Origin of the sequence: Azospirillum sp. B4 (assembly GCF_000333275.1) — a bacterium.
Classification (GTDB): domain Bacteria; phylum Pseudomonadota; class Alphaproteobacteria; order Azospirillales; family Azospirillaceae; genus Nitrospirillum.
The window spans coordinates 21,544-33,119 of sequence record NZ_BACU01000189.1 but is presented as its reverse complement, the minus strand read 5'-3'; the positions used below and the strand labels follow the sequence as shown (position 1 = coordinate 33,119).

Sequence of the window (11,576 nt, the reverse complement as noted above, 5' to 3'; positions counted from 1 at the left end):
CCCGCAGCCGGATCGTGCCCCCGCCGTCGACATAGCCCAGGTCGCGGGCGACGACACGGGGTGCTGGGCGCGCGCCGGCCGGCCGGCGGGGCGGCGGTGGCGGCAGGTCCCGGCCCACCATCAGGCGCGCCAACGTCCCCTGGTCCAAATCGGCCATGCGGGCGCTGCCGGTGACGCGGCCCTGGCACAGGACGGTCACGCCGCCGGCCAAGGTTCGCACCTCATCCATCTTGTGGGTGATGACCAGGACGGTGCGGCCGGTGGCGGCCAACTGGCGCAGGGTGGTGAACAGGGCCGCCGCCTCCGGCGGGGTCAGCACCGCCGTGGGTTCGTCCAGCAACAGGATGTTGGCGCCCCGGTGCAGCACCTTCAGGATTTCCACCCGCTGGCGCACCCCCACCGGCAGGCTGGCGACGGTCGCGGCCGGATCCACGTCCAGGCCGGATTGCCGGGCCAGGTCCAGGACACGGGCTTCCGCCGCCGCCCGGTCCAGCCGGCCGCCGGGTTTGCGCGGCTCATGCCCCAGCACCACGTTCTCCGCCACCGTCAGCGACGGCATCAGGTTCAGGTGCTGCGCCACCAGGCCGACCCCGGCGGCGATGGCCTCGCCCGGGTGGCGGAAACGCGCCTCCCGCCCATGGATGCGCAGGGTGCCGGCCGTCGGCTGTTCCAGTCCGTACAGCATCTTCATGACCGTGGATTTGCCGGCGCCGTTCTCCCCCACCAGGGCGTGGATTTCGCCCGCCGCCACGGTGAAGCTGACGCCGCTGTTGGCCAGGGTGCCGTTGGGGTAGCGCTTTTCCACGGCGTCCAGGGCGATGGCTTCGGCGGGGGTCATGGCCGGTCCCCCGGGAAGGCGGTGGGCACGGCCAGGGTGCCGTCGATGATGCCCTGGCGCGCGGCGTCCACGGCGGCGCGCACGGCGGCGGGAATGGCCAGGGCCGCGTCCGGGTTGTCCGCCAGGCCGATGGCGCCTTCCTTCAGCCCCAGGGATTCCGTCCGGCCCAGAGGCAGCCGGCCCTGCCGCTGAAGCCGCAGGGCGCGCACGATGGCGGCATCCACGTTTTTCATGACCGAGGTCAGGATGCGCGCGGCGCGGCGGGGGCTGGAGGCGCGATAGAGGGCGGCCTGGTCGGAATCCACGCCGATGACGTAGCGGCCGGCTTCCTCCGCCGCCTCGATGACGCCCTGCCCGGTGGCGCCCGCCACCTGGAAGATGACGCCGACGCCCTGGCCGTACTGGGCCTTGGCGATCTCCTTGCCGGTCGCGGGGTCGGAGAAGGAATTGGCGTATTGGCGCAGGATGGTGACGCCGGGTGCGGTAGCCCGCGCCCCGGCCGCGTATCCAGCGGCGAAATCGTTGATGACGGGTATGGGCATGGCGCCCACCAACCCCACGGCATCCGGCGCGGCGCCGGGTATCGCGCCGGCCTGTGCCAGGCCCGCCGCCATCACGCCGGCCAGATAGCCGCCCTCGTTCTGGCGGAAGCGCATGGAATAGACGTTGCCGCAGGCGCAGTGGACGTAGTCGACCACGCCGTCGAACAGGATGAAGGTGACCTCCGGATAATCCGGCGCCACCTTCTGCACCAGCGGCCCCATGGTGTAGGTGCCGGTAATGATGATGGGGAAGTCGCCGCTGTCGGCCAGGTCCACCAGGCCGCTCTCCCACCGCGTGGGGTCGTAGCCGCCCTCGATGGTGCGGGCCGACAGGCGCAGGTCGGCTTTGGCCTGGCGCAGGCCCCGGGCGGCGGAATCGAAGAAGGACTTGTCGCCCAGCGCGCCGTTGACAAAGAAGGCCACGCGTGGCGGCGCGCCTTCCGCCGCGCGCGCGGCGGGGGCGACCGTCACCGGCGCCACCGTCAGCAGCAGGGCGAGGGCGGGTCCCTTCATGGCAGGCTGGCCAGGCGCTCGGCCATCAGGGACAGCAGGCCGTCGGTGTCCAGGCCGGTGTTTATCATCGCGGTGGCCTCTCCATCGGGGTGCAGCCGGCTGCGGCCTTCCTCCGGCCCCGGCCGCCACTCCACTTCCAGCCGTCCGGCCGCGCCGCTGAACAACCGGGGCCGCAGCAGGGCCGCCACCGGGCAGGCGTCGTGCAGCAGGGGGTCCTGCGCGCCGTACACGGCCAGCATGGCGGCCAGCGCCCGGGCAGATTTCGCCGGCCGGGCCGCCAGCCCCGCCAGCCAGGCGGGTGTCATCGCCGCCTGGCCGGTCACGTCCAGCGGGAAGACATTCAGCCGGGCGCCCGCCGTCATGACCACGTGGGCCGCCGCCGGGTCCGCCCAGAAATTGAACTCCGCCGCCGGGGTGACGTTGCCGGGGCAGTGGACGGCCCCGCCCATGATGTGGATGCCCCGGGCCCGGGCCAGCAGGCCGGGGTGGCGGATCTCCGCCAGGGCCAGGTTGGTCAGCGGCCCCATGGCCACCACGGTCAGGTCCGCGCCCGACGGGGACAGCAGCAGATGGGCCAGCGCGTCGGCGGCGTGCTCCGCCGCCACCGGGCGCGCGTCCCGGCCCAGGACCACGCCGCCCAGCCCATCCTCGCCATGCACCAGGTTGGTCCGGGGTTCCGGGTACAGCAACGGCCGGGCGCCGCCGGCGTACACGGGAATGTCCGGCCGGCCGAACAGGTCCAGCAGGCGCCGGGCGTTGACGGCGGTGACGGCCACCGGCCGGTTGCCGGCCACGCAGGTCACGGCGCGCACCTCCAGTTCGGGGGAGGCCACCGCCAGGGCCAGGGCCAGGGCGTCGTCGATACCGGGATCACAGTCGATCAGAACCGCAGTCATGAACTTCTTTCTGGGGAGATAGCAAAGGCGTGTTTCAGGTGTGCAGGCTGTCCAGCGCCACCGTGTGCTGGATGCCGAGGCCGCCATCGGCGGTCCGCACCTCCATCACCACCTGGGGCTCCGGCGCCTCCCACAGGATGTGGATCATGCCGAAGTTGCGCTGGGTCACGGTGCCGGTGGGCAAACGGTTCGCGTTGGGGCCTGGCAGGGGCCAATAGTGGGTCAGGCCGCTGCTGGTGACGTCGTACAGGGGATAGGGCGTGTTCCGCGTCAGGACGCTGATCTCGCCATAATGGATCTCCCCGCTCAGGAAGATGACGCCGCCGGCGCCGGTGCGGGCGACCAGGTCGGCCAGGCGCTGACGCTCCAGCGGGAAGTTGGTCCACGCCTCATAGCCCCGGTGGCCGGCGGCATAGGGGACGCTGGACCCGATCAGGCGCACCCGGGCCGGCCGCCGCAGCTGCGCCTCCAGCCAGCGCCATTGGCCGGCCCCCAGCATGGTGGCGGCCGGATCCAGGTTGGGCAGGTAGGGGCCGAAGCCGCTCTTGGCCGTGCGCTCGGGCTCGGCATGGCGCATCAGGGGGCTGCGGTTGTAGCGCAGGTCCAGCAACAGGATCTGGACGCGCCGTTCCGGTGGCCCCAACTCGATGGCGCGGTAGACGCCGTCGGGGCGCGTGCGGCGGGGATCGTCCGCCGGCGCCTGGAAGAAGTCCAGGAACAGGGCGCGGGCGGCCTCCTTCTCCGGAAAGTCGGCGCCGCCGTCATGGACGCCGTAATCATGGTCGTCCCAGGTGGCCTCGATCGGCACCTGGGCACGGAAGGCCCTGAATTCGGGGGCGGCGTCCAGCCGCTGGTACATCTCGGCCAGTGCCGGGATGATGCCCGCCTTGGCCGTCACCGCGTCGTCGGCATAGACGGTGTCCCCCAGGAAAAGGAACAGGTCGGGGTCGGTCGCGGCGATGGCCGGCCAGATGTCCTGCGCCATTTCCGGATGGTCGCAGCAGCCGAAGGCGATGCGCGTCAGGCGCTCTCCGGCCACACGCGGCGCCGGGGCCGCCCGCCCCAGGCGGGTCAGCCCCAGGCGGGTCAGCAGTGTGGCGCCGGTGGCGGCCAGCAGGGAACGACGGTTGAACATCGGGCATCCCCGGGGTGGAGGGCCCCGCCGGCGAGGGCGGGGCCCGGACAGGCTTGGCTCAGTACTTGGTGCGCAGGGTCACAACGAAGGTGCGCGGGCTGCCCAGGAAATAGCGGCCTGAGGTCAGCGGGTTGCTGGTCGTCAGTTCCATGCCGATGCCGGCCAGGTAGTGCTGGTCGAACAGGTTGTCGACGTTCACCGCGATCTCGGTGTCGTGCAGCGGGCCCACCCAGCTGTCGTCCAGGCGGTAAGTCGCCGACAGGCCCACCAGGGTGTAGGCCGGCATGTATTCACGGGGGTAATAGGCCGGGCCGCCGGTCACCACCGTGTTCTGCACGGCACCATACGTGCCGGCCTGGCGGCCGACGTAGCGGGCGTTGACCATCAGGCGCAGCGGGTCGATGGGGCGCCAGCCCACCTCGCCATACAGGCTGTGGCGCGGCTGGCCCAGGACGGGATCGCCCTTGGCGATGCCTTCCGCCGGGGTCGCCACCTTGTAGAAGGCGTCGTTGAAGGCGTAGTTGCCGTAAAGGTCGACGCTGCCGAATTGCGCCGTGGCCGTCACCTCCACCCCCCGCGAAGTGATGCCGCCCTGGTTCAGGAAGGTGGTGGTGGCGTCGCGGCTGAAAATGTCGCCGTCCGGGTTGCCGTTCTGGATGGAGATGCGGTTGTCGTAATCGATCCAGTACCCCTGGACGGAGAAGCCGACATTGCCCAAGGCCCAGCGGGCGCCGACGTCGTAATTGGTGGACGTCTCGGGCTGGATGCCCTTCTTGCTGTTGATGGCGGCCGTGCCCTCGAACACGCTGTCGGGCAGGGCGCTGAAGTTCTGCGAGCCGCTGGCGAACAGTTCCAGGCTGTCGGTCAGGTGGTACAGCAGGCCCACCTTGGGCAGCACGTCGGAATGGACGCTCAGTTCCCGCGTGCCGGCGAATTCCACCGGGGAGCGGTAGGTCTCGTCGAAATCCTGGTAGGTCAGGCCGGCCGACAGCTCCGCCTTGGCATCCAGGAAGCGCAGCTTGTACTGGCCGTAGTACATGTGCGTGTTGGACGCGTAGTGGCGGTCCTGGGTGATGGAATAGAGGCCGCTGTCGGTGTAGTCGAAACCGGTGGCGGGGTCGGTGACCTTGTACCAGTTGCGGGTCTTGGCGCGGTCGATGTGTTCCACCCAGATGCCGGCGCGCAGTTCCTGGTTGTCGCCGATGGTACCCTTCAGCTCGCTCAGGCCGCCCTCGCGGTCCATCTCATAGCCACCCTTGCGGCGGGAGGCCTCGCGGGCGCCCCATTGGCTGGTGGGGTTCATCTGGTACTTGGCGGCGGCGGGGCAGCCGGCGGCCTTCAGGGTGGCGGCGCTGGTGCCGGTGGGGTAGGCCACGGCCGCCACCGGGATCAGGGCGCCGCTGGCCGCGTGGGCATACTGGTTGGCGTAGCACTCCTGCACCGTCGCCGTCGGTTTGCCGCCCGTCGCGACCGCGCTGTACAACTGGCCGTTCGCGGGCAGCTGGACATAGGGCACGTAGAACCAGCCCGCCCCCTCCTCATGGTGGTAGTAGGGCTTGACGGAGAAGGAGATGCCGTCCGTCACCGGGGTGGAGATGTCGATGTGGCTGAAGTATTCGCGGCTGTCGATGCCGCGGGTGCGGCGGTTGTTCTGGTCGATGCTGGGGTCGCCGGTCCAGGCGTCGGTCAGGCCGTCGGTGTTGGGGTTGGTCTCGAAGTTGGCCTTGTAGAAGGGCGCGCTGACGGCGCGCAGGGCCACGGCGTCGTAATCGTTGTCGGACAGGTCGTTGTAGCTGAAGCTGGCCTTCACCTTGGCGCCGTTGTCGAACTCCTTCACCATCTTGAAGTCGACATGGTCGCGCTTACTCTCGCCCGACTGGGCGCCCGGCCAGGTGTTCAGCTGCTCATGCGAAAAGCTGAAATAGGCGGTCAGACCGCGCGCGACCTCGCCCGTGTCCAGCCGGGCGAAGGCGCGGCGATAGCCGACGTCGCCGCCTGACAGTTCCAGGGCCCCTTCCGCCGTCCTGGACGGGTCGCGGCTTTGGAAGTCGATATAGCCGCCCAGGGCCTGGTTGGACGGCGTGCCGATCTCCCCCGCCGATTGCGAGACGGAGATGCGCTCCAGGTTGCCACCATCGACCAGGCGCGACGGCATGGTGCCGCCGTTGGACAGGGTGGAGCCGTTGGGGATGCCATCGACGGAAACGCCGATCTGCTCCTTGTTCAGCCCGCGCATGCTGAGCCGCATGGAAAAGCTGCCGGTCATGGCGTCGCTGGACCCCACCAGCACGCCGGGCACGCGGTTGATCATCTTCAAGGGATCCAGGCCAGGCGGCAATTCCTTGATGGCCTCCGCGTCCACCACGCTGTTGGCCCGCGTTTCACCGATGCCCAGCTTGTGGGCGGTGATGACGATCTCATCCAGGGTGCCGTCGTCAGTTCCCGCCGTATCGGCCGCCCTGGCCATCCCCGCGGCCGCCCCGGCCAACATCCACAGCGAGGCGCCGGCCAAGGCCGCCCCGGTCAACCCCTTCACCCGTTTCGCCGTCCGGCGCCCCGTCCACCGCTTCATACCCCAATACCCCCTTCTTGGTTCCGGCCCCGCTTGACCCGCGGGGCCGGCGGAGCCGCCCGCCGCAGCTCGCCGATGAAACGTTTCATATTTAGAATGCGCCGGCCGCGCAATGTCAACTTATACGTTTCACTTAATTGTCATGGAAGGGTGCCGGCGGCTCTTGGCTGGTTTCATACCAGCGGCGTTAGGCGTGCCTCGTGCCGCTGTAGGCCCCGACTGGGGCGCCCGGCGCTTGAGGGCGCGGCATTTGAGCGGTCACGCTCAAATGCCGGTATCAGGAACCGCGTTAGCGGGTAGGGGGCGGCGCCACGGTGCCGCGCTCGACGTAGGTGACGTCGAACACCAGGCGACGGCGGGACTCCGCCGGCTTGGCGATGCGGCGTAGCAGGGTGTTCACCGCCTCTATGCCCATCTCCTCAACTGGGATGTTGATGGTGGACAGGCCGGGGAAGGCCAACGCGCCATAGGGGATGTTGTCGAACCCGATGATGGAAACGTCCTCGGGCACGCGCAAGGCCCGCTGGCGCAGGGCGTTGATGGCGCCCAGCGCGATCAGGTCGGCGCCCACGCACAGGGCGGTGACCGACCCGTCCGTCACGGCGGCGGCCACCGCCGGTTCCAGGTCGAAGGAATAGGCGTTGTGCAGGTGCCAGGCCAGGGCATCGTGCCGGCGCAGCACCTCGGCGCTGCTTTCGGAGCGTTGGCGGGAACTGCGGACGTCGGTCGGGCCGGAAATGACGCCGATGCGGCGGTGCCCCGCCCGGATCAGCCGCTCCGCCGCCATGCGCCCGCCGGAATCCACGTCGATCTGGATCAGGTCGTGGCGGGGGTTGTCCCGGTCCAGCACCAGGACCGGCAGGCCGCCGGTCAGGTCGGCCAGCGTGTCCTCGTCATTGATGGGGAACCAGATCAGGCCGTCGACCCCGCGCTGGATCAGGGCTTGGGCGGCGGCGCGTTCCGCCTCGTGCGAGCCTTGCGTGTCGGTGACGAAGACGCTGTAGGCGCTTTCCCGCGCGGCGTGGACGACGTTCTGCGCCAGGGCGGGGAAGAAGGGGTTGGTCAGGTCGGGCAGGATCAGGCCGATGGCGCCGGTCTTGCCCGTGCGCATGGCCTTGGCGCTGAGATTGGGGCGATACCCCAGGCGCGCCGCCACGTCCAGCACATGGCGGCGCGTGTCCCCGCCCACGGAACCGGCGTCGTTCAGGGCGTAGGACACGGTGGCCACCGACACACCCGCCGCCAGCGCCACGTCCTTCAGGGTGGGGCGCTTGCCGCCGCTGGTCTCATCCTTGGTCATCAGGGTCTCTGGTTAATCGATTGTGGCCGTATTTCAGCCGTATCCCGCCGGGGATGGGAAGGGCCATGGCGCGCCATCAGGTGATAGGGGTGGGAGTGGCCTATCGGGCACGGTGGAATTATGAATCGTTTATTCTAACAGATTCATTGCTTGACGGGCGGAAATGGCAGCGTAACCATAGGAAATATATGGGGTCAGTTCAGCGGCATCACGCCGCCGAGCAGGCCTATTTGCGCCTTAAAAATGAAACGTTTAATTAGAAAACAAGCTGCGCGCCGCGTCATCGGTGCCGCGGCAACGGACAGGGCATGAACGATGGGAGTTAAAATGATGAGACTCATGAGGGTGACGACCGCTGCGGCGCAGGTGGCACTGGCGGCCGGGGTATCGGCGACGGGCGCGCGGGCGGCGGAGACGGCGGACGGTCCGCCCGCGCTGGAAGAGATCGTGGTCACGGCGCAGAAGCGGACGGAGGGTCTGCAGCAGGTGCCGCTGTCCGTCAGCGTCATGAACGGCGACGACATGCGCGGCCTGGCGGTCTCCGGTGACGATATCCGCGCGCTGTCCGGCCGGGTGGCCAACCTGAACGCCGAATCCACCTTCGGCCGCGTCTACCCGCGCTTCTACATCCGCGGCCTGGGCAATGAGGACTTCACCCTCAACGCCTCGCAGCCGGTGGCGCTGTACTATGATGACGTCGTGCTGGAGAACCCGGTGCTGAAGGGCATGCCGGCCTTCGACCTGGAACGGGTGGAGGTGCTGCGCGGGCCGCAGGGCACCCTATGGGGCAAGAACACCACAGCGGGCGCCGTCCACCTGGTGTCGCGCAAGCCGACCGACGCGACCGAGGGCTACGCCGACGTCACCTTCGGCAATTTCAGCGGCTACACCGCGGAATCGGCGGTGGGCGGTTCGCTGGGTGACGGCCTCACCGCCCGGGCATCGGTCCTATACCAGCACCGCGACCCCTGGGTGCGCAACGTGGTGACGGGCAACAAGCTGGACGGCTATGACGATTTGGCGGCGCGGGTGCAGGTGCAGTGGAAGCCCAGTGAGCGCTTCACCGCCCTGGTCCAGGCCTATGGCCGCTCGCTGGACGGCACGTCCACGCTGTTCCACGGCCAGGGTCCCGACGCCACCGTCGGCGTCCTGCCTTTCGACAAGTACGACATCGCGGAGGAGAGCGATAACAACAACCGGCAGAAGGTGAGGATGCGCGGCGTCACCCTGAACGCCGCCTATGAGTTCGACGACGTCACCCTGACCTCCATCACCGCCTGGCTGACGGGCAGCATGTTCAGCGCCGGCGACGTCGACGGCAGCCCCCGGGCGGCGCTGGTCAACACCTCGGACGTCGACGGGCTGACACAGGTGACGCAGGAACTGCGGCTGGCGTCCAATGGCGCCGGGCCCTTCACCTGGCAGGGCGGGCTTTATTACTTCTCTGAGGACCTGGGCTACTGGAACACCACCGCCAACAACAGCTTCCAGACGGCGGATGGCATGCCCGGCTTCGGTGCCTATCAGCGGGCCCGCCAGAACAGCCACAGCGGCGCCGCCTTTGGCCAGGCCAGCTATTCCCCCGTCGACCGACTGACCCTGACGGCCGGGCTGCGCTACACCGTCGACGCCGTGGACTTCTGGCAGGACTCATCCTCCTTCACGCCCAAGCCCACCGACCTGGCGGCCTTCCCCAACTTCGCCACCGATCCCTTCTACAAGGTGGCGGGCCGCGGCCCCGGCCCCTGGTTCCTGCCGCGGTTCTCCAGCACCGACGGCCGCTGGGGCAAGGTCACCTACGATGGCAGCGTGGCCTATCGCCTGGATGACCAGATCAACCTCTACGCCCGCATCGCGGAGGGCTATCACGCCGGCGTGATCACGGGGCAGGCCATGTTCGATCCCCTGCAGAAGGCCAACCCCGAAACGGTGACGTCGTACGAGGCGGGAATGAAGGGTGATTTCTTCGGCCGGCGGCTGCGCACCGACCTGTCGGTCTTCCATTACGTCTATCGCAACCAGCAGCTGGTGGCCTACAGCACCCTGGCGGCGGGGCAGGAGATCATCCGCCTGATCAACGCCAAGGGCGGCGTCGGCACCGGCTTCGAGCTGGAGACCAAGCTGCAGGTGACCGACGGCCTGCTGCTGGGGGCCAACCTCGGCTTCGTGAAGACGGAAATCCAGGGCCCGACGGAGGTGGACGACCCCCGCAATCCCGGCCATCCGCTGGACATCGCCGGCCAGCCCTTCCCCTTCGCCCCGCAATGGACCGCCGCGCTGACGGCCGACTACAGCTATCCCCTCGGGGACGGGCGGGAGCTGTTCCTGGGCACGGACTGGACCTATCGCGGGGATGAGAATTTCCAGCTGACCAGCTTCGTCCAGCCCCAATTCCGGGGGCAGGGCTATTGGGAGGGCGGGGCCAAGGCCGGCTATCGCTCCGGTCGCACCCAAGTGGCGGCATGGGTGCGCAACATCACCGACGCTTCTGTCCTGACCAGCGCCGTGAACGTCAATGGCTACGCCGGCGTGTTCACCAACCCGCGCACCTACGGCGTGGAACTGTCCACGCGCTTCTGAAGTCCAACGGTCCCCGGGGGGCATCCCCCCAGGGACCAGGAGCGATCATGATCGACACCCTTGCCCCGACCCTGTCCGATTTCATCAGTCGCCTGCCCAAGGCGGAGTTGCACCTTCATATCGAGGGCAGCCTGGAACCGGAACAGATGTTCGACTTCGCCCGCCGGAACCGGGTGGTCCTACCTTTCAGGACGGTGGAGGAGGTGCGGGCGGCCTACGCCTTCACCAGGCTGCAGGACTTCCTGGACATCTATTACCAGGGCGCCCAGGTGCTGCGCACGGAAGAGGACTTCCGCGACCTGGCGCTGGCCTATTTCCGCCGCCTGGCGGCCGACGGCGGCGTGCATGCCGAGATCTTCTTCGATCCTCAGACCCACACCGGCCGGGGCATCCCCTTCGCGGTGGTGGCCGACGGCCTGCTGGCCGGCATGGCGGCGGCGCGGGACCAATTCGGCATCACGTCGCGGCTGATCCTGTGCTTCCTGCGCCACCTGGACGAGGACGCGGCCTTCGCCACCCTGGCGGCGGCGGAGCCCTATCTGGATCGCATCACCGGCGTGGGCCTGGATTCGTCCGAGGTTGGCAACCCGCCCGCCAAGTTCGCCCGTGTGTTCCGGGCGGCGCGCGACCGCGGGCTGAGGCTGGTGGCGCATGCGGGGGAGGAGGGGCCGCCCGAGTACGTCTGGCAGGCCCTGGACCTGCTGGGCGTGGACCGCCTGGACCACGGCAACCGCGCGCTGGAGGACGCGGCCCTGACCGGCCGCCTGGGGGCGGAGGGCATGACACTGACGGTGTGCCCCCTGTCCAACCTCAAGCTTTGCGTTGTGCCCAGCCTGGAGGCGCATCCCCTGCGGCGCATGCTGGACCTGGGGGTGCGAGCCACCGTCAATGCCGATGACCCGGCCTATTTCGGCGGTTATCTGCTGGACAACTACCTGCGCGCCGCCACGGCCCTGGACCTGTCCCGGGCGCAGCTGATCCAGCTGGCCCGCAACAGCATCACCGGGTCCTTCCTGGATGCGGACGCCCAAGCGACCCACCTGGTCAGGCTGGATGCCATGCCACGTTAACCAGATTCCACTCCGCGTTGTCACTCCCGCCATTCTTTCTTCTAACCGGCGGCGCGCCAGATTATTGTGTCGCCATAGAGGCCCTATGGGGCCGCCCGATGGGAAAAAGGGTTAAGCCATCGGGATGGAA

At 68.9% G+C, this 11,576-nt stretch carries 9 protein-coding genes; 2 read left to right on the top strand and 7 right to left on the bottom strand.

Annotation, left to right across the window (positions count from 1 at the left end):
• The 7 genes from I55_RS08575 to I55_RS36930 all read right to left on the bottom strand — a co-directional run.
• Nucleotides 1-838 (bottom strand): ATP-binding cassette domain-containing protein (locus I55_RS08575; protein WP_199902519.1); only part of this gene is annotated, 838 nt, incomplete at its 3' end.
• On the bottom strand, nucleotides 835-1,893 hold the full coding sequence (locus I55_RS08570) for a BMP family ABC transporter substrate-binding protein (RefSeq protein WP_044560097.1): 1,059 nt from the start codon (nucleotides 1,891-1,893) through the stop codon (nucleotides 835-837). The genes I55_RS08570 and I55_RS08575, both read right to left, overlap by 4 nt.
• Entirely contained in the window at nucleotides 1,890-2,789 is a 900-nt protein-coding gene (locus I55_RS08565) for a nucleoside hydrolase (protein WP_044560096.1), read from the bottom strand. Before I55_RS08565 ends, I55_RS08570 begins: the two co-directional genes overlap by 4 nt.
• A 34-nt stretch (nucleotides 2,790-2,823) precedes the next feature.
• A complete protein-coding gene (locus tag I55_RS08560; RefSeq protein WP_049973958.1) occupies nucleotides 2,824-3,924 on the bottom strand; it encodes an alkaline phosphatase D family protein in 1,101 nt (366 codons plus the stop codon).
• Nucleotides 3,925-3,982: 58 nt separating this feature from the next.
• The gene (locus I55_RS08555; RefSeq protein WP_148293630.1) at nucleotides 3,983-6,496 is read right to left on the bottom strand and encodes a TonB-dependent receptor domain-containing protein; all 2,514 of its coding nucleotides are present in this window, start codon (nucleotides 6,494-6,496) and stop codon (nucleotides 3,983-3,985) included.
• A 289-nt stretch (nucleotides 6,497-6,785) separates the two neighbouring features.
• Nucleotides 6,786-7,796 carry a LacI family DNA-binding transcriptional regulator gene (locus I55_RS08550; RefSeq protein WP_044560094.1) on the bottom strand — a complete coding sequence of 337 codons (1,011 nt, stop codon included), beginning with the start codon at nucleotides 7,794-7,796 and terminating at the stop codon, nucleotides 6,786-6,788.
• Between the two features lie 194 nt (nucleotides 7,797-7,990).
• The gene (locus I55_RS36930) at nucleotides 7,991-8,137 is read right to left on the bottom strand and encodes a hypothetical protein (protein WP_159107146.1); all 147 of its coding nucleotides are present in this window, start codon (nucleotides 8,135-8,137) and stop codon (nucleotides 7,991-7,993) included.
• On the opposite strand from I55_RS36930, the gene I55_RS08545 reads away from it, so the two are divergent.
• Both I55_RS08545 and I55_RS08540 read left to right on the top strand, forming a co-directional pair.
• Nucleotides 8,136-10,376 (top strand): TonB-dependent receptor, encoded by a 2,241-nt coding sequence (locus tag I55_RS08545; RefSeq protein WP_049973957.1) that lies wholly within the window; start codon nucleotides 8,136-8,138, stop codon nucleotides 10,374-10,376. The genes I55_RS36930 and I55_RS08545 overlap by 2 nt on opposite strands.
• Before the next feature lie 47 nt (nucleotides 10,377-10,423).
• On the top strand, nucleotides 10,424-11,446 hold the full coding sequence (locus I55_RS08540) for an adenosine deaminase (RefSeq protein WP_044560093.1): 1,023 nt from the start codon (nucleotides 10,424-10,426) through the stop codon (nucleotides 11,444-11,446).
• Nucleotides 11,447-11,576: the final 130 nt, after the last annotated feature.